We start from the raw sequence: 20,483 nt of genomic DNA on the forward strand, positions 1-20,483 counted from the left end.
CTCCCCCGTTACTTCGCGACGGTGCCGGCGAGCTTGGACAGGGGCTCCGCGAGGGCGTTCACGGCGTCGGACAGCTTCTTGCGGTCCTCCTTGCCGACGCCGTCGTACGCCTTGAAGGTGTCGCCGTCGCGGTACTCGTCGAGCAGCTTCTTCAGGTCGCCGAACTGCTTGTCGAGCTCCTTGGCCAGCGCGGCGTCGCTCTTGGCGGCGACGGGCTTGAGCAGCGCGTAGGACTTCTCGGCGCCCTCGACGTTGGCGTGGAAGTCGACGAGGTCGGTGTGGCTGTAGCGCTCCTCCTCGCCGGTGACCTTGCCGGTCGCGACCTCGTCGAGCAGCTCCTTGGCGCCGTTGGCCATGCTGGTCGGGGTGATCTCGGCGGTGCCGACGCGCTTCTGCCAGTCCTTGAGGTCCGTCATCAGCTGGTCGGCCAGCTTCTTGTCGTCCTCGTCGATCTTCTTCTCGTCCCAGAGCGACTTCTCCAGCTTGTGCCAGCCGGTCCACTTCTGGTCCTTCTCCAGGCCGTCCTCGCGGACGTCGACCTTCGGGTCGATGTCGCCGAAGGACTCCGCGACCGGCTCGGTGCGCTCCCAGCCGATGCGGGAGACCGCGTAGAGCTTCTTGGCCTCGTCGACGTCGCCGCTCTTGACCGCGTCGGCGAACTTCTGCGCCGCCGGGATCGTCTCGTCGGCCTGCTGCTGGACGTACTTGCGGTACTCGGCGACCGCCTTGTCCAGCTCCGGGTTCGCCTTCTCCGCCTTTCCGCCGCCGGTGACGGTGATCTTCTGGCGGATGCCGTCGCCCTTCATGCCGGGCTTGCAGGCTATTTCGTAATCGCCCGGCTTCTTGATCGTCGCGGTGATCTCGGCCTTGGTCTTCGGGCCTATGTTCTCCCGCTCCGTCACGATCCGGTCGCCCGCGGCGTACACGTACACCTCGGTGACCTTGGAGCCCGTGTTCTCAATGTTGATCTTTATGTGACCGGAGGGGAAAGAGGTCCTGGAGACCTCGCACTTGTCGTCGGAGGCGGTCACCTCGATCGCATCGGAGCCCTTGCCGTCCGACTTCTCGGCGCAGCCGGACACGGCGGTCAGGGCCGCGGCCGCGGCGACGGCGGCGACGGCGGAGGAGCGGAGGGCGCGCATAAGGGCTCCAGGCGTGCTCGGAGAGGACGGAAAGGACGTTCGCGCCGTAAACGGCATGGCCGAAAACCGGCTGGCCGGATAAGGCCGCCCTAACTTATCTGAGGCTTGCCTACCCTGTTCCCGGACGGGTGCGTGATTCTGCTCTCACGAAGCAAAATCTCGTACCTCGCGCCTCGGGATCACCAATGGCTCACCCGTACGCGGATGATCAATAACCTCGACCGGCTGCGAATACACACGACTGAGCAATTCCGCTTCGAAGACGCGCGCCGGCGGCCCCTCCGCCGCGATCCGCCCTCCGTGCAGGACCGCCACCCGGTCCGCGTATGCGCCCGCCAGGCCGAGGTCGTGCAGGACGACCACCACCGCGGCCCCGGCCGCGGCCCGCTCCCGGCAGATCCGCAGCACCAGTTCCTGGTGGCGCAGGTCCAGCGCGGCGGTCGGCTCGTCGAGCAGCAGGAGCGGGGTGCGCTGCGCGAGCACGCGCGCCAGGGCGACCCTCGCCCGCTCGCCGCCGGAGAGCCCGGCGAACGGACGGGAGGCGAATCCGGCCACCTCGGCGGCGGCCATGGCGGCCCGGACGGCCTCGTCGTCCTCGTCCTCGGCGGGGGTCCCGGCCCACGGCGCGCGCCCCATCCGGACGACCTCCTCGACCGGGAACGGGAACGACAGCTCCGCCGACTGCGGCAGCACGGCCCGGCGCACGGCGAGTTCGGCGGCCGTCCAGGCGGCGGCGGGCTCGCCGTCGATGCGGACCTCGCCGGACCCGGCGGGCAGGTCGTGGGCGAGCGCGGCCAGGAGCGTGGACTTGCCCGCGCCGTTGGGGCCGACGAGCGCGAGGACTTCGCCGGCCGCGACCTGGAGGTCCACGCCGTCGAGAACGGTACGGCCGGCGAGGCGCACGTGCAGGGCACGGGCCTCGGCACGGACGGTCCCGAAGGGGGAGGGGAGGGGGAGCCGGCGCTTCCGCCCGCGGTTGCGCAGAAGTTCCTTGATCATGCCCGGCTCCCTTGCTTGCGCCGGGTCCTTCTGAGGAGCCAGCTGCGTTTTCCCGGGGGCAACCCCCGGACCCCCGGCCGGAAACCTGCCCACCTCACGCCCAGCCTCCCTGCTTCCGCCGGGTCCTTCGCAGCAACCAGAAGAAGAACGGGCTGCCGAACAGGGCCGTCAGGACGCCCAGGGGCAGCTCCGCCGGCTGGGCGGCCGTACGGGCCGCGAGGTCCGCCGCGACCAGGACCAGCGCCCCGCCCAGCGCACTGCCCGGCACAAGGAACCGGTGACCGGGGCCCGCGGCCATCCGCAGCAGGTGCGGCACCAGCAGGCCCACGAACGTGATGACCCCCGCCACGGCCACCGCCGCGGCCGTCAGCAGCGCGACCACCAGCACCAGCACCAGGCGCAGCCGCTCGACGTCCACGCCCAGGTGGCGCGCGGGCCGTTCGCCGAGCGCCAGGAGGTCCAGCTTCCGCCCGTAGAGCGGTGCGACGGCCAGGCCGGCCAGGGCGCACGGCAGGACGGCGAGCACCTTCGGCCAGGTCGCCTGCGCGAGCGAGCCGAGCTGCCAGAAGGTGATCTGGCTGACCTGGGCGTTGTCGGCGATGAAGATGCCCAGGCCGACGAGCGCCCCGCCGAACGCGTTCACCGCGATGCCGGTGAGGATGAGCGTGACCACCTCCGTACGGCCGCCCGAGCGCGAGAGGGCGTAGACGAGCAGGACGGTCACGAGCCCGGCCGCGAACGCGCAGGCGGTCACCGTCCAGTTGCCGAGGAAGGTCAGGCCCAGGGAGATCGCGGCGACCGCGCCGACGGCCGAGCCCATCGAGATGCCGATGACGCCGGGTTCGGCGAGCGGATTGCCGAACACGCCCTGCATCAGCGCCCCCGCGCACCCCAGCGACGCCCCGACGAGCAGGGCCAGGGCCACGCGCGGCAGCCGTACGTTCCACAACACGCTCTCGGGGACCCGGTCCAGCTCCGCCCCGCCGAGCCCCGCCCGGTGCAGCAGGGAGCCCACGACGTCGCCGAGCGGGATGTCGTACGCGCCGATCCCGGCGGAGAGCAGGCACGCGAGGAGCAGGGCCGCGGCCATGCCGGTGGCGAGGAGGGCGCTGGTGCGGCGGCGACGGGGCTGCTGCCCGCCGCCGGGCTCACCGGCGGGGCCGGCGGCCACGGGGGAGGGGGCCGTGGTTCTGAGGAGGCTCATCCCGCGTCACTTCCCGGCGTGGATCTGCTCGATGAGGGAGGTGAGGACGGTGTCGGTGCGGGGGCCGAAGTTCAGCAGCACGCCGTCGTCCACGGAGGCGACGCGGCGGTCCAGCCCGGCCGGCGTCTGCCCGACGCCGGGGATCTTCACCAGCCCGTCCACGCCGCCGACGGACGCGAGCCCCTTGCTCATCACGAGGATGACGTCGGGCGCGGCCTTGGCGAGGGCCTCGCTCGTGATGGGCGTGAAGTCCTTCTTCAGGCCGGACTCCTTGCCCGCGTCCACGCCGCCCGCGGCCTCGATGAGCGAGTCCGCGCCGGACCCGGCCCCGCCGAGGAGGTAGACGGAGGCCGAGCCGCGCAGGTAGAGGAAGGCGACGCGCGGCTTCTTCCCGCTGTTCCCGCCGCTGTTCGGGATGGCCTTCTCCGCCTTCTCCAGGCGCTGCCGGGTACGGCGGTCGAGCTCGTCCCCGGCGGCCGGGACGCCGAGGGCGGCGGCCACCTTGCCGATGCGCGGGCCGACGTCTTCGAGCTTCTTGGCCGGGTCGAGGACGACGAGGGGGACCCCGGCGGCGCGGATCTGGCCGATGGCTTCCGCGGGCCCGGTCGTGGTCTCCGCCAGGACGAGCGTGGGCTTCAGCGAGAGCACGCTCTCCGCGGAGACGTCGTGGGCGCGGGTGACCACGGGCAGCTTCGCCGCCTGCTCGAAGGTGGCGGTGATGTCGCGGGCGACGACCCGGTCGCCGAGGCCGAGGCTGAAGACGATTTCTGAGAGCGCTCCGGTGAGCGGAACGATCCGGTCCGTGCTGCGGACGGTGACGTCGTGGCCGTCCGCGGACCTTACGGTGGCGGGCAGTTGGGCCTTAGGCGTGCCGGAGAGTGGCTCGATACGGTCGGCCGCCGGTGCCTTGGCTGCTGCCTTGGACGCCCCTGAGCTGCTCGAACTGCCCGAGGAGCCACAGCCGGTGAGGGCCAGGGCGGCCAAAGTGAGCCAAGTGAGCAGTGCGGCGCATATGCCGGTGCGGCGTGGGGTAGGTATCGCGGGGCCCGCCGACTGCCGTTGAAGCACGGTTCTGCCTTTCGCTCCGGCCGGGGGTTTCCGACCTGATGGGACATAGCTTAGGTTAGCCTTACCTAAGTCGCTATGGCGTGATGTCTCGCGATGTCTGCCGTCCCGCGCTGTCCCACCCGAAAGGGGCCCTTTCGATGCTGCCGCCGCCCAGACCCGCCCGCGCCCCGGTCGTCGCCCTGCTGGCGGCGGTGCTGGCGGGGTTGGTGCCGGGGGTGGGGCCGGGGGCGGTCGCGTCCGCGGCGCCCGCGGCACCGGCGGCGCCCGCGGACGGGAACGCCGGCGGTGCGCGGACGGTCTCCGGCGGGCGGCTCGACTGGGGCGTCAAGTCCTCCTTCCAGGGCTACGTCACCGGGCCCATCGCCCAGGGGCGCTGGGACCTGCAGGGCGGCGCCGCCACCATCGGCGGCAGCCGGTTCCGCTTCCACTCCGCCAAGGGCGGCTACGAGGCGGGGAGCGGGGCCTTCGAAGCCGGCTTCTCGGGCGGCGTGCACTTCACGGGCCACAAGAAGCCCGACGGCTCGTACGAACTCGACCTCACCATCAGCCGCCCCACCGTCCGCATCAAGGACGGGAGCGGCACGCTCTACGCCGACATGACCAGCAAGGCCAAGGGCACGGGCGAGGTCACACAGGCGGCGCAAGTGCCGCTGGCCGCGCTCGATCTGAAGGGCGTGAACATGCGGGGCGCGACGACGGCCGTGACGCTGGCCAACGTCCCCGCCACGCTCACGGCCGACGGCGCGAAGGCCTTCGCGGGCTACTACACGGCGGGCACGGCGCTGGACCCGGTCGCGCTGTCGGCGGACGTCCTGGCCGCGGCGAGCCCCGCGCCCGGCGGAGCACCGTCCTCCGGCGCGCCCGAGCCGGAGAAGAAGGACGCGCCCAAGGGCGAGTTCACCGGCGCGGCCGTCGACTGGGGCGTACGCCGCACCTTCCGCGAATACGTCACCGGATCCATCGCCCAGGGCTCCTGGAAGCTGAGCGACGGCGCCCAGGACGGCGGAGCGCTCTTCCGCTTCCCGGACGGCAAGGGCACCTACGACGCGGAGGCGCACACGCTCGACGCCGCGTTCACCGGCACGGTCCGCTTCACCGGCAAGCACCTCGACCTCGCCCTGAGCGCGGTCAAGGTGACGGCGAAGGACGGCAAGGGGACGCTCGCCGCCGACGTGAGCGGCGGCGGCGGAGAGCAGCGGAAAAACGTTCCTCTCGTCACCTTCGACGCCGCCGGCCTCAAGGAGAAGGACGGCCTCGCCGCGGTCACCGAGGCCCCGGCCAAACTCACCGCCGACGGCGCGAAGGCCTTCGGCGGCATGTACCAGGAGGGCGCGGAGATGGACCCCGTCTCCCTCGCCGTCCCCCTCGACACGAAGGCGAAGCTGCCGCCGCTGCCGGACCTGGGCAAGGCGCCGGCGCCTGCGGCGAGCGCCGCCCAAGAGGCGGATTCCGGCCGCAAAGTGTCCGCAAACAGTGCAACCGATACCTCATCCGACTCGTCCTTCCCGGTGCTCCCGGTCGTCGCTGGGGGCGCGGGAGTCCTGGCCGTGGCCGCCGCCGCGCTCGTGGTGCTGCGCAAGCGCCGCGCTGCGGCGGCGGGCCGGCCCGCCGCCGAGGACTGACGCCCCACCGACTCCGCGCCGGCCGCGGCGCACCCCTCACGCGGCGCGGCCGGCGCGGGCCCTTATCCCACTGACACCAGCGTTTTCCTACCCATAGGAGACAACCGACCATGACAGTCCCTGCACGCCGCCGCTCTCTCGCCCTCGCGGCCGCCGTCGCCACGGCCGCCGCTCTGGGCGCCACCGCGCTGACCGTCCCGGCGGCCCATGCGGCGGACGGCCCGCCCGCCAAGTCCGGGCTCAAGGACGGCACGCTGGAGTGGGGGTTCAAGGAATCGTTCCGTCAGTACGTCGAGACCGGTTTCGGTGACGGCAAGATCGAGGTGACCGACGGGACGCAGCGCACCGGCGACGGCCCCTTCACCTTCGTCGACGGCCAGGGCTCGTACGACTCCTCCTCACAGGCGGTCAGCACCACGTTCAAGGGCGGCGTGCACTTCCTCGGGCATGCCAAGGACGGCAAGTATGAACTGGACCTCAAGTTCACAGATCTGAAGCTGGTGTCGTCCGACGGCAAGGGCGGGCGCATCACCGCCGATGTCACGGCGGGCGGCGGAAAGCCCCAGGAAGACGTCCCGATCGCCTCGCTGGACCTGGAGAAGGCGAAGAAGAACGAGGCGGGCGGCGCGCTCACCCTCGCCGAGATACCCACGAAGCTGACCGAGGAGGGCGCGAAGGTCTTCTCGTACAAGAACCGCTCCTTCTACAAGGCGGGCGCCGCCCTCGACCCCGCGAAGCTCGTGGCGAAGACGGTTGCCGCAGTGCCGAACCCGCCCGCGGGCGGCGACACGTCGGGTGGAGCGTCCAACGGGACGGCCGGCAGTGGCGCGTCGGCCGGCACGACGGGCGGCACGTCCGGCAGTGCCTCGGCTGGGAACACTGGCGGCACGGCGGGCACGACCGGCGGCGGTGCGTCGGCCGGGGCCTCCGGTGGTGCGTCGAGCGGGACCTCGGGCGAGCAGACCGGCCAGACGTCGGGCGGGACTTCGGCCGGCTCGACCAGTGGCACGTCCGGGGAGAACTCCGCCAAGGACAAGGTCTACGACGGCAGGCTCGACTGGGGCGTTAAGAAGTCCTTCCGCGACTACATCACCGACGGGTACGCCAAGGGCAAGATCGAGCTCTCGGGTGACGTCGCGAAGAAGGGCGACGGCTACCGGTTCGCGAAGGGACGCGGCACTTACAACGAGGCCGCCGCCAAGCTGGACGCCACCTTCAACGGGCAACTGCACTTCACCGGCGACCAGGGCAAGTTGGACCTCAGGTTCAGCAACCTCAAGGTCAAGGCGTCGGGTACCACCGGCACACTCAGTGCGGATGTCGCCACCAAGGACGGTGAGACGACGACCAAGAAGAACGACGTGCCGCTCGCGGACCTGACGCTTTCCGCGGACGCCCTCAAGGTCAAGGACGGGGTCGTCTCCCTGTTCGCCGTCCCTGCGAAGCTGACCGAGGAGGGCGTGAAGGTCTTCTCGCACGGCGAACGCGCCTTCTACAAGAAGGGTGCCGAGCTCGACCCCGTCTCGCTCGCCGTCACCGTCGACGAGAAGGCCAAGCTGCCCGAGGACTCGGCCGACACCGGCTCCGGCACGGGCTCCGGTTCCGGGAGCAGCACGGGAGGCAGCGGCTCGGCGTCGGGCACCGGCGGCGCCGGCACGACCGGCGGGGCCGCCGCAACCACCGGCGGCGGCTCCACCGGCGGCAGCCTCAACACCGCCTCCCTCGCCAGCACTGGCGCCAGCACCCCCACCGCCCCCCTCCTCGGCGCAGCCGGAGCGCTCGTGCTTGCGGGGAGCGGGGCCGTGTTCGCCGCTCGCCGGCGCGGCCGCGGCGCGGCGCAGGTCTGATTCCCGGCGCCCCGCATACCGGCGCCCCCCGCCTCCACAGGCCCCGGCGGGGGGCGCCGTCGCGCGTGGGTCACGCGCTCAGCGGGAACTCCCGGCCCAGCGCCTGGAAGACCGCCGTGTTCAGCGCGAACGCGCGCTTGCACTCGTCGATGACGCGCTGCTTCTCCAGGTCGTCCACGGGCAGGGCGTCGAGCAGCTCGCGGTACTCGCGCTTGAAGGCGGCCGGGTTGGCTATGGCCTCGAAGACGTAGAAGCGGACGCCGTCCCCCTTGCGGGCGAAGCCCCAGGTCTTCTCGGCGGTGCCGCGGATGATCTGGCCGCCTGAGAGGTCGCCCAGGTAGCGCGTGTAGTGGTGGGCGACGTAGCCCGCGGGCCAGTCGCGGGCGCACTCCTCGATGCGGGCCGCGTACTGCGCGGTCGCGGGGAGGGGCTGCAGGCCGCTGCGCCAGTCCGGGCCGCCCAGGTGGGCCAGGTCGCGCTCCAGCTCGGCGGTGCGGGCCAGCTCGGGGCGGATGAAGGGCCCGGCGACGGGGTCGTCCGCGAGGCCCGGGGAGGCCGCTTCCAGGGCGCGGTAGACGAACCAGAGCTGCTCGGTGTAGCGCCGGTAGGCGTCGACGCCGAGGTGGCCGCCGAGCATGTCGCTCATGAACGACGAGTTCTCCGCTTCCGTGTGCTGCTCGTGCGAGGCCGTGCGGATGAGCGTGGAGAACGGCGTGGTGGCGGGCGCGTCCAAGGCGGACCTCCGGGTGACCGAGGGGACGGGCGTGGCGTCAGGAAGCCATTGTCGCTACTTAGGCTTACCTAAGTCAATGACTTCCCGACGTCCCGTCGGTAAAAACGTTAGCGCCCGGACGGCCGCCCCGCAGGGTTACGGGAGAGTGAGGATCTCCGCACCCGTGTCCGTCACCACCAGCGTGTGCTCGAACTGCGCCGTCCGCTTCCGGTCCTTGGTGACGACCGTCCAGCCGTCCTCCCACATGTCGTACTCGTACGTCCCGAGCGTCAGCATCGGCTCGATCGTGAACGTCATACCGGGCTGGATCAGGGTGTCGTGGTGCGGGCTGTCGTAGTGGGGGACGATCAGGCCGGAGTGGAACGAGGAATTGATGCCGTGGCCCGTGAAGTCGCGCACGACGCCGTAGCCGAAGCGCTTGGCGTACGACTCGATCACCCGGCCGATGACGTTGATCCGGCGCCCGGGCTTGACCGCCTTGATCGCGCGGTTGAGCGCCTCGCGCGTCCGCTCGACGAGCAGGCGCGACTCCTCGTCCACGGCGCCGCACAGGTAGGTGGCGTTGTTGTCGCCGTGCACGCCGCCGATGAACGCCGTCACGTCGAGGTTCACGATGTCGCCGTCGCGCAGGACGGTCGAGTCGGGGATGCCGTGGCAGATGACCTCGTTGACGGAGGCGCACAGCGACTTCGGGAAGCCGCGGTAGCCGAGCGTCGAGGGGTAGGCGCCGTGGTCGCACATGTACTCGTGCGCGACGCGGTCCAGCTCGTCCGTGGTCACGCCCGGGGCGATCAGCTTGGCCGCCTCCTCCATCGCCTGCGCGGCGATGCGGCCCGCGACGCGCATCCGCTCGATCGTCCCCTCGTCCTGGATCTCCGGGCCGGAGTACGGGGCGGGGGAGTCCTTCCCGACGTACTCGGGCCGCGGGATGGAGGCGGGGACGGGGCGGGTGGGGGACAGGGTCCCCGGGGTGAGAAGCGACTGGCCAGACATGTCAGCGAGTGTAGCCAGGGCTCATCGGGGACCATGTGGGCGAGACGACGGATGTGAGGGAGGTCCCGATGCCACTGTTCAGGAAGCGCGCGGACGGCAAGCCGGGCGAGTGGTACTACTGCCTGAAGCACGGGACGGTCGAGGAGGGCCCGGAGTGCCGGGCCGCCGACCGGCTGGGTCCGTACGGGACCCGCGAGGAGGCGTCGCACGCGATGGAGACCGCGCGCGAGCGGAACGAGGAATGGCGGCAGGACCCGCGCTGGAACGACGACGTCGACGATGCCGCGGGCGGCGGCGCCAAGGGGGAGTGAGCGAGCCGGTCCCGGGGCGTCCGACGCCCCGGGAACCGCACCGCGGCCGCTAGGCCGCCTCGGCCACCGCCTCCGCCGCCTTCTGCTTCCGCATCCGCACCGCGTGCTCGTCCGTCCGCTGGTCGTAGGCCATCAGCTTCGGCAGCGACAGCGCCAGCAGGCCCACGGACGCCACGCACGCCAGACCGCCCGCCCACACGGACGCGCGGACGCCCGTCAGGGACGCCATGCCGCCCGCCCGTACCTGGCCCAGCTGCGGGCCCACCGAGTACGAGAGCATCTCGATGCCGGCCAGGCGGCCCCGCAGCGCGTCCGGGATCGTCTGGTCCCAGATCGCCGAACGGAACAGGCCGCTCACCATGTCGCAGCCGCCCGCCACGGCCAGGAACAGCAGCACCAGCCACACGTTCCCCAGCCAGCCCGCGACGGCCATCGCAGCGCCCCAGCCCAGGGCCGCGTAGACCACCATCCGGCCGTGCCGGTGCACCCGCGACGCCCAGCCGCTGGTCAGGCTCACCGTCAGGGAGCCCACCGCGCCCGCCGCGTACATCAGGCCCAGCGCCCACGGCGCGTCCAGGTCGTCGGCCAGGAACGGGAAGATCGCGGTCGGGAAGGCGAACAGCATCGCCGCCATGTCGATCGCGTACGTGCCGAGCAGGTCCTTGCGGCTCCACGCGTAGCGCGCGCCCTCCAGGATCCCGCGCAGCGACGGCTTCTCCGCCTCGTGCGAGGCGGGGGAGGGGGCCAGCCCGAGCAGCAGCAGCGCGGAGACCGCGTACGAGACGACGTCCAGCGCGTACGCCCACTGCAGGCCCGCATAGGCGGTGATCACACCGGCCAGCGACGGGCCGACGATGGCGCCGATCTGCCAGCGGATCGAGTTCAGCGCGACAGCCGCCGGCAGCTGCTCGTGCGCGACGATGCGCGGCACGATCGCCTGCATCGCCGGCCGCTGGAGCCCGCTCAGCGCGCTGACCAGACCCGCCACCACGTACAGCGGCCAGATCATCGGGTGCGGCAGGAGGGTGTTGAGCAGCAGCAGAGCGGAGAGGACGCCGAGACCGGCCTCCGTCCACAGGATCAGCTTCCGCCGGTCGAGCGCGTCGGCGAGCGCCCCGCCGTACAGGCCGAATACCACCAGCGGAACCAGCTCCACCGCCCCGACCGCACCCACCGCGAGCGCGGAGCCGGTCAGCTCCTTCAGCTGCAGGGGCACCGCGATGAAGGTCAGGCACGTACCGAAGACCGTGACCAGACCCGCCACCCACATGCGGCGGAAGTCACGGGAGGCGCGCCACGGCGTCAGATCGGGCAGCAGGGCGCGGAGCCGTCCGGAGGCGGGCGCGGGGGAAGAGGGAGGGGGGTCTTGCGCAGTCACGGGAGACCATGGTCCATAAGCGGAAGATCAGGAGCAAACGCTTTTTCGAATGCGGACTTCCATCTTCAGCTTCTGCTCGGGCCTACCAGCGCGGCGGAGGCGGCGCGGTCAGCTGGTCCGCCAGCCGCGCCAGCCGGTCACGGAACCGCCGCCGGCCGCCGCGCGGCGCGGGCAGCCCGTTCTCCCCGGCCGCCGCGCTGACCAGATGCTGCACCGTGTCCAGATCGAGCTCCGTCGTCGTCGAGACACACGACGTGGGCGGCGGCACGGGCACGGCCAGCCGGTCGTGCGCGAGCGCCGACATCTCGGAGCCCGCGTCCTCCGGGGCCCCGTCCAGCGACAGCACGGTCGCCCCGCCCCGGCGGGCGTCGTGCACCCGCTCCAGCAACCCCTCACCCGGTTCGTCCGCCGTCACCACCAGCAGCGTCTCGCCCCGGCGCGCCGCCTCCAGCCGCCCGAGCCCGACCGACAGATGGGCCGGGACGCCCGCCGGAACCCGGTGCCGCACGAGCGTCGGCGACAGCTCCGGCAGCCCCGACCAGGCGGCCTCGTCATCCAGATGCGCCGCCAAGTGCCACGGCTCGTACGCCTCGGTCCCCACCAGCAGCAACCCCCCGTGCCGCCGCGCCACCGACGCGCGCAACGCCCCGGCGAACCGGCGCGTGTCCTGCAACCACTCGGTCCCGGCCAGCACTTCGCGCAACAGCGCGACCCGTACGGCGTCCATACGTCCGCATGGTTCCGGAAGTTGTCGATCGGATGGGGAAGTTACGGGGGTTCTCACCCATATGGGCGGAGGCTCGTCCGGCTGCGGGTTGGTCGGGGCCCGGGAATCAACCGGCCTCGGGCGTAGGGCGGCGGATAAGTGGGCCGGGACGGGGGCCGGGTGCCTCGGCGGGTCAAGGTGACCCGCCTCGCCCGCCGTTGGTGCACCCGCCGTGGCGCAGTTTCGCGGGCGGCAGAACGCTCACCCCGCCCCGGACCGCCCGCACCCTTCTACGCTGGTGAGGTGACCACCCACGCCTCGAAGCCGGCCGCCCCCGCCCCCGCCCGTCCCAGCGAGCCCCTCTGGCGGAACGTCGTGGGGGACGTTCTGCGTCGTGAGCGGCTTGCTCAGAAGCGGACGCTCAAGGACGTGGCCGACGCGGGGCGGATCTCGATGCCGTATCTCTCCGAGGTGGAGCGCGGGCGCAAGGAGGCCTCCTCCGAGGTGCTCGCGGCCGCCGCCAAGGCGCTCGGGCTCAGCCTGGCCGAGCTGCTCGCCCTGGTGCAGGCGGAGCTCATCCGCCTGGCGAGCCGTACGCAGGTCCAGTCCGTCCGGTCCGTCCGGTCCGTCCGTCCGGTCGGGCAGGCCGCGCCGCAGTCGGTCGCACGGCAGAACGAAGTGCGCCTCGCGGCCTGACCGCCGGTCCCACTTCCGGGGCGGCCCGACTGCCGTCCCGGCAGGCGGCCGCCCACCCCCGTAGCGCGGCCGCCTGTCATCGGCCCGCCCCCTCAGGCGGCAGCCGTGAGCGCTCTGCGGCTGAGGACCGCGTCGGCGAGGCCGTACGCCACCGCCTCCTGTGCGGTGAAGACCTTGTCGCGGTCCATGTCGGCGCGGAGGGCCGCGACGTCGTGGCCCGTGTGCCGGGACAGGACCTCTTCGACCTCGCTGCGGATGCGGAGCATCTCCTTGGCCTGGAGGGTGAGGTCGGAGACGGTCCCCTGCTGGCCGCGGCTCGCCGGCTGTCCCAGCAGGATCCGGGCGTGTTCGAGGACGAAGCGCCGTCCCGGGTCGCCGCCGGCGAGGAGGACGGCCGCGGTCGAGGCGGCCTGGCCGACGCAGAACGTCGAGATGGGGGCGCGGACGAAGGTCATCGTGTCGTAGATGGCCATCAGGGAAGTGAAGGATCCGCCCGGGGAGTTGATGTAGAGGGCGATCTCCGTGTCCGGTGCGGCCGATTCGAGGTGCAGCAGCTGGGCGATGACGACGTTGGCGACACCGTCGTCGATCTCCGTGCCGAGGAAGATGATGCGCTCGGAGAGCAGCCGGCTGAAGACGTCGTAGGCCCGCTCGCCGTTGGGGGTGCGCTCGACCACGGTCGGAATCGTGTACTGGCTCATGTCGTCAGAGTCCGATCCGTCGCTTCGTGCCGGCCGGGCGGACGTCCTCCATGGACTCCACGACGCGGTCGATCATGCCGTAGTCCTTCGCCTGCTGCGCCGTGAACCACCGGTCGCGGTCGCCGTCGCGGGAGACGGTCTCCTCGGACTGGCCGGTGTGCTCGGCGGTGATGCGCTCGATGGCCTTCTTGGTGAATTCGAGGTTCTCGGCCTGGATGGCGATGTCGGCGGCGGTGCCGCCGATTCCGGCCGACGGCTGGTGCATCATGATCCGCGCGTTCGGCAGGGCGTAGCGCTTGCCCGGCGTCCCGACGGTGAGGAGGAACTGCCCCATGCTGGCGGCGAATCCCATGGCGAGGGTGGAGACGTCGTTGGGGATCAGCCGCATCGTGTCGTAGATCGCCAGCCCGGCCGTCACGGAGCCGCCGGGGCTGTTGATGTAGAGGGCGATGTCGGTGCGGGGGTCCTCGGCGGAGAGGAGGAGCAGCTGGGCGCAGACGCGGTTGGCGGAGGCCTCGTTGACCTCGCTGCCGAGGAAGACGATGCGCTGTGTGAGGAGCAGCGAGGCGAGGTGGTCGTCGAAGCGGGTCGGGGACGCTTCCCCGTCGGCGGCGCGCGGTGCGAGAACGGCGTGCGGTGCGAGGGCGAGCGGTGGCATGGAGCCTCCTGGGGCCGGAGAGTGGTGCGGTCCCACCACTCTCCGGCCGTCCGTGCCCTCGCGGCAGCTTTCTCTGCCTGCGGCAGATTCGCCGACGGCAGAGCGGCGGGCAGAGCGGCGGGCCGAGCGCCTCGGCCCGTACCCGCTACGCCACCCGGTCCGCCGCCGGAGCCCGGTCCTCGCCGGCGGCGCCCGCGTCGCCGGACGCGACCACCCGCGACGGCTCCGCCCCGTCGCGGTCCAGCGCGCCGGACACCACCGCGCACAGCAGGCCCGCCGCGGCCAGGGCCGCGCCGACCAGCGTGGGGGACGTCCAGCCCCAGCCCGCTGCGATGGCGACGCCGCCGAGCCACGCGCCGCCCGCGTTCGCGAGGTTGAACGCCGAGTGGTTGGAGGCGGCGGCGAGCGTCGGGGCGGCCTTGGCCTTGTTCATGATCAGCATCTGGAGGGGGGTGCTGGTCATGGAGCCGGCGGCGCCGAGCAGGACGACCGTCAGCAGCGCCGCCCACTTCACGTGCACGGTGAAGTCGAAGACGACGAGGACCGCGGCGAGGCCGGCCAGGGCTCCGTAGAGCGTGGGGCGCAGAGCGCGGTCGGTGAGGGGGCCGGCCGCCAGGACGCCCAGGGTCATGCCGATGCCGAAGAGCGCCAGCACGAACGTGACCGAGGTTTCGGAGAAGCCGGTGACCTCCACGGCCATCGCGGACAGGTAGCTGTAGACGGCGAAGACGCCCGCGAAGCCGAAGACGGTGGTCAGCAGGCCCAGCAGCACCTGGCGGCCGCCCAGGGCCCGCAGCTCCTTGCCCAGGCCCGCGCCCTGCTCGGGCGGCAGCTGGGGGATCAGCCGGGCGAGCGCGGCCATCGCCGCGAGGCCGATCGCGGCCACGACGAGGAACGTCGCGCGCCACCCCAGGTGCTGCCCCAGGAGGGTGGCCGCGGGGACGCCGACGATGTTGGCGACCGTCAGGCCGAGGAACATCATGGCGACCGCCCGGGCCTGCCGTCCCTCACCCGCGAGGCGGGCGGCGACGACGGAGCCCACGCCGAAGAACGCGCCGTGCGGCAGCCCGGCCAGGACCCGGCCCGCGACGAGCGTCCCGAAGGAGGGGGCGATCGCGGAGGCCAGGTTCCCGGCCGTGAAGACCGCCATGAGCAGGATCAGCATCCGCTTGCGGGGGATGCGTGAGCCGAGGGCGGTGAGCAGGGGGGCGCCGACGACCACGCCGAGGGCGTAGGCGGAGACCAGGTAGCCGGCGGTGGGGACGGAGGTCCCCAGGTCGTCGGCGACGTTGGGCAGGAGGCCCATCATCACGAACTCGGTCGTCCCTATGCCGAAGGCGGAGACGGCGAGCGCCAGCAGAGCCACGGGCATGAGGAGGGGGGCCTTTCGGACGGGCGTGCGGGGCAAGCCGTCCAGCCTACGGGATGGCCTCGCGGCGTCCGGCCGGCCCGTCAGGCAGCCCGGTCGGCCGTCCCGTCAGGCCGTCCCGTCAGGCCGTCCCGTCAGGCCGCGCTCTTCCCGGCGCGCCTCTCGGCGGCCGTCGCCTCCCACTCGCGTCCGATCTGCCGGAGCAGCGCCGGGTACACGCCCACGTACCGGAAGAGCTTGATGCCCGCCATGTAGACGGCGCCGAAGAGCCCGTTCGGCTTCACCAGGACGGCCATCTGCGCGTGGTGGCCCCCGGTCCCGTCCGGCACCCAGCCGAGGTGCAGCACTCCCCGTACGGTCCGGTTGGACATCTCGGCCGCCCACTCGTCGTGCGTCCGGTAGACGGAGGTGAACTTGCGGAAGTCGGGTCCGCGGGGGCCTTCGCGGAGGTCGGCGGGCAGCCGGTCCCGCAGCCCGGGCTCCTGGTCGCCCACGCCGGTGCCGGACTCGTCCCAGCCGAGCAGGGCCCCGAGCTTCCAGCGGACCGCGAAGAGCGCGCGGCCCACGCGGGAGTCGACGTAGTCCCCGTCGCCGGTCGAGAACTGCTTCACCAGGTGCGCGAGGTCGTCCGGGCCGCCCGGCGTCGGGAGGGCCCAGACGTCCTCGACGCGGAAGTCGGGGGCGATCTCGTGGATGCGCCAGGGGCGGGAAGTGTGTGCCGTGACCGGCAGCCTCATGATCGGTCCCCCATCTATACGATGCCGTATAGATCGAGGCTAGGCCCGTCTGTACGGCTCCGTATAGACGGAGGGAACGTGAGGGGAGACACAGTCATGGGCGCCATCCGTACGCCTCGCGAGAAGTGGATCGAGGAGGGGCTGCGCGCGCTCTCCGCCGGCGGCCCGGAGGCCGTCCGGATCGAGTCCCTGGCGCAGGCCCTCGGCGTCAGCAAGGGCGGCTTCTACGGCTACTTCCGCAACCGGGACGCGCTGCTCGCGGAGATGCTCGACACGTGGGAGCGCGAGGTCACCGAGGCGGTGGTGGAGCAGGCCGAGAGCGGCGGGGGAGACGCCCGGGCCAAGCTGGAGCGGCTGTTCGCGATCGTCTCGGCCGCCGCCGAGCGGCCGGTGACGAGCGTGGCGGCCGAGCTTGCGATCCGCGAGTGGGCCCGGCGCGACGAGGCGGTCGCGGAGCGGCTGCGGCGCGTCGACAACCGGCGCATGGACTACCTGCGCTCGCTGTTCGGCCCGATCTGCGCCGACGAGGACGAGGCCGAGGTCCGCAGCCTGCTCACCTTCTCCTCGCGGATCGGCACCCGCTTCATGGCCGCCGACCACGGGGGGCGCAGCCACGAGGAAGTGATGCGGCTGACCAGGAAGTGGCTCCTGAGGTAGCCGCTTCCCGGTCGCGCGGGTGCCGGTCGTGCGAGTGCCGGTCGTACGGGCGTCGGTCGTACAGGTGCCGGCGGGTCAGATCCTGACCCGCGCCGCCACCGGCAGGTGGTCGCTCTTCGTCGCGGGCAGCGTCCACGCCGAGACCGGGTCCATGCCGCGCACCATGATCTGGTCGATGCGGGCCATGGGGAAGCTCGCCGGCCAGCTGAAGCCGAAGCCGTCGCCCGCTGCGCCCTGGGCGGAGCGCAGCTGGGAGGTGATGGGGGCCAGGGAGCGGTCGTTCATGGTGCCGTTGAGGTCGCCGAGGAGGATGACGCGCTTCTCCGGCTCCTGCGCGATGGCCTGGCCGAGCGCCTCGGCGCTGCGGTCGCGCTGCCCGGCGGTGAAGCCCGCGTTGAACTTGACGCGCACCGACGGCATGTGGGCGACGTAGACGGCGACGGGGCCCTGGGGGGTGCGGACGGTGGCGCGCAGGGCGCGCACCCAGCCGAGCCGGATGTCGACGGGCTGGACCAGCTCCAGGGGGTACTTGCTCCATATGCCGACCGTGCCCTGCACGGAGTGGTGCTTGTACGTGCCCGCCAGCGCCTTCTCGTAGCGCGAGGCGTTGGTGAGCTCCTCCAGGGCCACCACGTCGGCCCCGGAGGCGGCGACGGCCCGGGCCGTGGCGGCGGGGTCGGGGTTCTCGGCGTTGACGTTGTGGGTGGCCACCGTGAAGTTGCCGCCCTTGGCGGTCTTGTCGCTGAGCAGGCCGCCGAAGAGGTTCACCCAGGTGACCACCGGGAGCAGCAGCGCGATCAGCGCGGTCGCCGAGCGGCGCACGATCGCCAGGACGAACAGGACGGGGATGCCCAGGCCGAGCCAGGGCAGGAAGGTCTCGGTCAGGCTGCCGAGGTTGCCGACCCGGTTGGGCAGCTGGGTGTGCAGGAGCATCAGCAGTCCGAGCAGGACCGCGAGGGCGGCGAGGACGAGGCCGCGCCGCCAGACGTCGCGGTCCCGCCACCGGTCCATGAGGCGCCGGGCCCCGGATCCGGTCCCCTCCGGACCGGCTCCGTCTCGGCCCGTCTCCTGCATGTACGCCTGCGCCATCCGTCGTCCTCAACTCTTCATCCGCTGCGGCCCCGCCCACCAGACGATAGGTGATCACCCGGTGAGTGCGGCATGCGCCGCTTCCGCTTCCGACGTGGCACCCCTGGTGGGGGTGTCGGTGGGAAGGACGACGTCCCGGCGGACCGGGGTTCCGGGCCGGGGGCCCGTAGGGGCGTGCTGTGACACAACGGGCATATTCGCCGGTGTCCGGGGTCGTACGGGCCGCTGCCGGGTCCCGTACGGCGGCAAGCCCGGCCGTCAGCGGGGGCGCACGCCTTCCAGGACCGCGTCGACGATCTTCCCGGGGAGGTCCTCCGGCAGGTCCGCCCGCTCGTGGAACATGGCCCGCGACAGCATGGGGCTGACGATGAGGTCGCCCATCAGCTCGACGTCCAGGTCGGAGCGGATCTCGCCGGTGGCCATGCCGCGCCGCAGGACGGCGTGGACCGCCTCGCGGCGGGCCGTGACGACCTTCTCGTGGTACTCCTGCCAGAGGCCGGGGTGGGCCTTGATCTGGGCGAGGACCGTGCGCAGGACGGCCGAGGAGCGCTTGGCCAGGCCGCGCCGGCGCAGCGTCTCCAGCAGCGTGACCAGGTCGTCCCGTACGGACTCCCCGGCGAGCTCGGGGGCGGCGTGCTCCAGGGAGCGCATGACGTCGAGCATCAGCGCCTCCTTGCCGGGCCAGCGGCGGTAGACCGTGGCCTTGCCGACGCCGGCCTCGCGCGCGATGCGCTCCATCGACAGCTCGCCGAGCGTCACGCCCTCTTCGAGCAGGCGCAGGACGGTCTCGACGACGGCCGTGTCGAGGGCGGCGTTGCGGGGGCGGCCGCGGCGCTCGGGAGCCGGGGCCGCCTGGGGGTGGGTCATGCGCCTGCTCCCGCCTGTTCCTTCTGGCCGTCCGGGCGCGCGGCGCCGGGCGCCGTGCGGACGGCCCCGCGCTTGGGCAGGAAGAGGGCGACGACGGCCGCGCCGACCAGGGCCGTGGCGCTGGCGCCGATGAGCGTGACGTGCATGGCGTGGACGAAGGCGGCGTGCGCGGGGCCGATGAGCGCCCTGCCCTCCGGGCCGAGCGTCGCGGCGACGTTCAAGGTCGCCTCGACGGACTCTCCCGCCGCGTGCCGCGCCTCGTCCGTCAGGCCGGGGAGGCCGGCGATCCGGCCGGAGATGCCGTCGCGGTAGGTGGTGGACAGGACGGAGCCGAGCACGGCGATGCCCAGCGAGGCGCCGACCTGCCGGAAGGTGTTGTTCACGGCGGAGCCCGAGCCGGCCCGCTCGCGCGGCAGCGACTGCATGATCGAGACGGTGGCGGGCGGCATGATGTGCGCCATCGAGGCGCCCTGGAAGAACAGCAGCACCTCCAGCACCCAGACCGGGGTGTCCTGGTCCAGCAGCAGGAAACCGGCCATCGTCGCGGAGACCATCACCATGCCGCCGGTGCACACGATGCGCACGCCGAACTTCTCCACGACGCGGCGCACGCGCACGGCGAAGAACATGTGGGCGGCCGCGAGCGGCAGCATCAGCAGCCCGCTCTGCAGCGGCGTGAAGCCGCGCACGCTCTGGGTGTAGAAGACGGTCATGAACGTGACGCCCATCAGGGCGAAGAAGACCAGCGCGATGGCGGAGACGGCGGCGGCGAAGGCCGGGTTGCGGAACCAGCGCACGTCGAGCGAGGGGTGGTCCGAGCGCCGCTCGTGCAGGACGAAGAGGACCAGGACGAGCAGGCCGGAGCCGGCCGTGCCGAAGACCTCGGGGTCGGTGAAGTCCGCCAGCTGGCCGCCCTTGATGATCCCGTAGACCAGCAGGACCAGGCCCACGACCGAGAGCCCCGCGCCGACCGGGTCGAGGCGGCCCGGCCGCGGGTCCCTGGAGTCGGGGACGAGCACGGACATCGCGATCAGGGCGGTGATCACGATGGGGACGTTGACCAGGAAGACCGAGCCCCACCAGAAGTGCTCCAGGAGGATGCCGCCGGTGATCGGCCCTATGGCCACGGCGAGGCCCACGGCGCCCGCCCAGATGCCGATGGCCTTGGGCTGCTCCTCGCGCTCGAAGACGTTCATGATGATCGCGAGGGTCGCGGGCATCACGAACGCGCCGCCGAAGCCCATGAGCGCGCGGAAGGCGATGAGCTCGGTGGGCGAGCCGGAGAAGGCGGAGAGCACGGAGCCGGCGCCGAAGACGACCATGCCCGCGAGCAGGACCTTCTTGCGGCCGAGCCGGTCGCCCAGCAGGCCGGCGGTGAACAGGATCCCGGCGAAGACCAGGGTGTAGGAGTTGACGGCCCACTCCAGCTGGCTCTGGGTGGCGCCGAGGCCGATGGGCGCGGGGGTGGCGATCGTCTTCATCGCGACGTTCAGGATCGAGTTGTCCAGCACGACGATGAGCAGGCTGAACAGCAGGACGGCCAGGATCGCCCAGCGCCTGCGGTGCACCGCCTCCGGGACCTTCCGGGGCGGCGCGGCGCCCGGGGCGCCGGAGGGAGCGGGTGTCATGCCCGCCAGCCTAGATCCTTTCCGATACGAACCCGTCTCGTATTGGAAAACCTTTACCCCGGTCCGACGAACGGGTGT

The 20,483-nt window shown here is 72.3% G+C and carries 20 protein-coding genes; 5 read left to right on the top strand and 15 right to left on the bottom strand.

Annotated elements, in window-relative coordinates; all coding sequences use genetic code 11:
• Positions 1-8 precede the first annotated feature (8 nt).
• The 4 genes from efeO to AS857_RS20075 all read right to left on the bottom strand — a co-directional run bounded on the left by efeO (position 9) and on the right by AS857_RS20075 (position 4,413).
• The gene (gene efeO, locus AS857_RS20060; protein WP_058044673.1) at positions 9-1,142 is read right to left on the bottom strand and encodes an iron uptake system protein EfeO; all 1,134 of its coding nucleotides are present in this window, start codon (positions 1,140-1,142) and stop codon (positions 9-11) included.
• Between the two features lie 144 nt (positions 1,143-1,286).
• Entirely contained in the window at positions 1,287-2,141 is an 855-nt protein-coding gene (locus AS857_RS20065) for a heme ABC transporter ATP-binding protein (protein ID WP_058044674.1), read from the bottom strand.
• Between the two features lie 94 nt (positions 2,142-2,235).
• Positions 2,236-3,345, bottom strand: coding sequence for a FecCD family ABC transporter permease (locus AS857_RS20070; RefSeq protein ID WP_058044675.1), 1,110 nt, complete (start codon positions 3,343-3,345; stop codon positions 2,236-2,238).
• Positions 3,346-3,351: 6 nt separating this feature from the next.
• Positions 3,352-4,413 (bottom strand): heme/hemin ABC transporter substrate-binding protein, encoded by a 1,062-nt coding sequence (locus tag AS857_RS20075; RefSeq protein ID WP_079110519.1) that lies wholly within the window; start codon positions 4,411-4,413, stop codon positions 3,352-3,354.
• Between the two features lie 137 nt (positions 4,414-4,550).
• Between AS857_RS20075 and AS857_RS20080 the strand changes: the two genes are divergently transcribed.
• Positions 4,551-6,035, top strand: a complete 1,485-nt coding sequence (locus AS857_RS20080) for an HtaA domain-containing protein (protein ID WP_079110520.1) — start codon at positions 4,551-4,553, stop codon at positions 6,033-6,035.
• Between the two features lie 110 nt (positions 6,036-6,145).
• The gene (locus AS857_RS20085; RefSeq protein ID WP_058044676.1) at positions 6,146-7,882 is read left to right on the top strand and encodes an HtaA domain-containing protein; all 1,737 of its coding nucleotides are present in this window, start codon (positions 6,146-6,148) and stop codon (positions 7,880-7,882) included.
• Positions 7,883-7,952: 70 nt separating this feature from the next.
• On the opposite strand, the gene AS857_RS20090 is transcribed toward AS857_RS20085, so the two are convergent.
• Both AS857_RS20090 and map read right to left on the bottom strand, forming a co-directional pair.
• Complete coding sequence (locus AS857_RS20090) at positions 7,953-8,615, bottom strand: biliverdin-producing heme oxygenase (RefSeq protein WP_058044677.1); 663 nt, start codon at positions 8,613-8,615, stop codon at positions 7,953-7,955.
• Between the two features lie 135 nt (positions 8,616-8,750).
• Positions 8,751-9,608 (bottom strand): type I methionyl aminopeptidase, encoded by an 858-nt coding sequence (gene map / locus AS857_RS20095; protein WP_058044678.1) that lies wholly within the window; start codon positions 9,606-9,608, stop codon positions 8,751-8,753.
• Between the two features lie 68 nt (positions 9,609-9,676).
• Between map and AS857_RS20100 the strand changes: the two genes are divergently transcribed.
• Positions 9,677-9,919: a hypothetical protein gene (locus AS857_RS20100; RefSeq protein WP_058044679.1), complete on the top strand. Its 243-nt coding sequence runs from the start codon at positions 9,677-9,679 to the stop codon at positions 9,917-9,919.
• 49 nt (positions 9,920-9,968) lie between these two features.
• On the opposite strand, the gene AS857_RS20105 is transcribed toward AS857_RS20100, so the two are convergent.
• Together AS857_RS20105 and AS857_RS20110 are read right to left on the bottom strand one after the other, a co-directional pair.
• Positions 9,969-11,297: an MFS transporter gene (locus AS857_RS20105; RefSeq protein ID WP_058044680.1), complete on the bottom strand. Its 1,329-nt coding sequence runs from the start codon at positions 11,295-11,297 to the stop codon at positions 9,969-9,971.
• 82 nt (positions 11,298-11,379) lie between these two features.
• Positions 11,380-12,024 (bottom strand): hypothetical protein, encoded by a 645-nt coding sequence (locus AS857_RS20110; protein ID WP_058044681.1) that lies wholly within the window; start codon positions 12,022-12,024, stop codon positions 11,380-11,382.
• A gap of 282 nt (positions 12,025-12,306) precedes the next feature.
• Here AS857_RS20110 and AS857_RS37915 point away from each other — a divergent pair, with 282 nt between their 5' ends.
• Positions 12,307-12,699, top strand: a complete 393-nt coding sequence (locus AS857_RS37915) for a helix-turn-helix domain-containing protein (RefSeq protein ID WP_173864786.1) — start codon at positions 12,307-12,309, stop codon at positions 12,697-12,699.
• Between the two features lie 92 nt (positions 12,700-12,791).
• On the opposite strand, the gene AS857_RS20120 is transcribed toward AS857_RS37915, so the two are convergent.
• From AS857_RS20120 to AS857_RS20135, 4 genes are all read right to left on the bottom strand, one after another.
• Positions 12,792-13,400: a ClpP family protease gene (locus AS857_RS20120; protein WP_058044682.1), complete on the bottom strand. Its 609-nt coding sequence runs from the start codon at positions 13,398-13,400 to the stop codon at positions 12,792-12,794.
• A 4-nt stretch (positions 13,401-13,404) separates the two neighbouring features.
• Positions 13,405-14,058: a ClpP family protease gene (locus AS857_RS20125; RefSeq protein WP_058044683.1), complete on the bottom strand. Its 654-nt coding sequence runs from the start codon at positions 14,056-14,058 to the stop codon at positions 13,405-13,407.
• 145 nt (positions 14,059-14,203) lie between these two features.
• The gene (locus tag AS857_RS20130; protein WP_058044684.1) at positions 14,204-15,430 is read right to left on the bottom strand and encodes an MFS transporter; all 1,227 of its coding nucleotides are present in this window, start codon (positions 15,428-15,430) and stop codon (positions 14,204-14,206) included.
• 131 nt (positions 15,431-15,561) lie between these two features.
• Positions 15,562-16,164: a DUF2867 domain-containing protein gene (locus AS857_RS20135; protein ID WP_058044685.1), complete on the bottom strand. Its 603-nt coding sequence runs from the start codon at positions 16,162-16,164 to the stop codon at positions 15,562-15,564.
• A gap of 96 nt (positions 16,165-16,260) precedes the next feature.
• Between AS857_RS20135 and AS857_RS20140 the strand changes: the two genes are divergently transcribed.
• The gene (locus AS857_RS20140; protein WP_058044686.1) at positions 16,261-16,821 is read left to right on the top strand and encodes a TetR/AcrR family transcriptional regulator; all 561 of its coding nucleotides are present in this window, start codon (positions 16,261-16,263) and stop codon (positions 16,819-16,821) included.
• 75 nt (positions 16,822-16,896) lie between these two features.
• Here the strand turns inward: AS857_RS20140 and AS857_RS20145 are convergent, their stop codons facing one another.
• The 3 genes from AS857_RS20145 to AS857_RS20155 form a co-directional block, all read right to left on the bottom strand.
• Positions 16,897-17,832, bottom strand: a complete 936-nt coding sequence (locus AS857_RS20145) for an endonuclease/exonuclease/phosphatase family protein (protein ID WP_420823987.1) — start codon at positions 17,830-17,832, stop codon at positions 16,897-16,899.
• A gap of 336 nt (positions 17,833-18,168) precedes the next feature.
• A complete protein-coding gene (locus AS857_RS20150) occupies positions 18,169-18,777 on the bottom strand; it encodes a TetR/AcrR family transcriptional regulator (protein WP_058044688.1) in 609 nt (202 codons plus the stop codon).
• A complete protein-coding gene (locus tag AS857_RS20155) occupies positions 18,774-20,405 on the bottom strand; it encodes an MFS transporter (RefSeq protein WP_058044689.1) in 1,632 nt (543 codons plus the stop codon). Before AS857_RS20155 ends, AS857_RS20150 begins: the two co-directional genes overlap by 4 nt.
• Positions 20,406-20,483: the final 78 nt, after the last annotated feature.

The sequence above is a fragment of the Streptomyces roseifaciens genome (assembly GCF_001445655.1).
Classification (GTDB): domain Bacteria; phylum Actinomycetota; class Actinomycetes; order Streptomycetales; family Streptomycetaceae; genus Streptomyces; species Streptomyces aureoversilis.

Coding starts and splice junctions, on each gene's coding strand:
- AS857_RS20100 (WP_058044679.1), top strand. CDS start 9,677: ATGCCACTGTTCAGGAAGCGCGCGGACGGCAAGCCGGGCGAGTGGTAC.
- AS857_RS20155 (WP_058044689.1), bottom strand. CDS start 20,405: ATGACACCCGCTCCCTCCGGCGCCCCGGGCGCCGCGCCGCCCCGGAAG.
- AS857_RS20140 (WP_058044686.1), top strand. CDS start 16,261: ATGGGCGCCATCCGTACGCCTCGCGAGAAGTGGATCGAGGAGGGGCTG.
- AS857_RS20110 (WP_058044681.1), bottom strand. CDS start 12,024: ATGGACGCCGTACGGGTCGCGCTGTTGCGCGAAGTGCTGGCCGGGACC.
- AS857_RS20065 (WP_058044674.1), bottom strand. CDS start 2,141: ATGATCAAGGAACTTCTGCGCAACCGCGGGCGGAAGCGCCGGCTCCCC.
- AS857_RS20135 (WP_058044685.1), bottom strand. CDS start 16,164: ATGAGGCTGCCGGTCACGGCACACACTTCCCGCCCCTGGCGCATCCAC.
- efeO (WP_058044673.1), bottom strand. CDS start 1,142: ATGCGCGCCCTCCGCTCCTCCGCCGTCGCCGCCGTCGCCGCGGCCGCG.
- AS857_RS20150 (WP_058044688.1), bottom strand. CDS start 18,777: ATGACCCACCCCCAGGCGGCCCCGGCTCCCGAGCGCCGCGGCCGCCCC.
- AS857_RS20080 (WP_079110520.1), top strand. CDS start 4,551: ATGCTGCCGCCGCCCAGACCCGCCCGCGCCCCGGTCGTCGCCCTGCTG.
- map (WP_058044678.1), bottom strand. CDS start 9,608: ATGTCTGGCCAGTCGCTTCTCACCCCGGGGACCCTGTCCCCCACCCGC.
- AS857_RS20145 (WP_420823987.1), bottom strand. CDS start 17,832: ATGGACCGGTGGCGGGACCGCGACGTCTGGCGGCGCGGCCTCGTCCTC.
- AS857_RS20070 (WP_058044675.1), bottom strand. CDS start 3,345: ATGAGCCTCCTCAGAACCACGGCCCCCTCCCCCGTGGCCGCCGGCCCC.
- AS857_RS20085 (WP_058044676.1), top strand. CDS start 6,146: ATGACAGTCCCTGCACGCCGCCGCTCTCTCGCCCTCGCGGCCGCCGTC.
- AS857_RS20120 (WP_058044682.1), bottom strand. CDS start 13,400: ATGAGCCAGTACACGATTCCGACCGTGGTCGAGCGCACCCCCAACGGC.
- AS857_RS20125 (WP_058044683.1), bottom strand. CDS start 14,058: ATGCCACCGCTCGCCCTCGCACCGCACGCCGTTCTCGCACCGCGCGCC.
- AS857_RS20130 (WP_058044684.1), bottom strand. CDS start 15,430: ATGCCCGTGGCTCTGCTGGCGCTCGCCGTCTCCGCCTTCGGCATAGGG.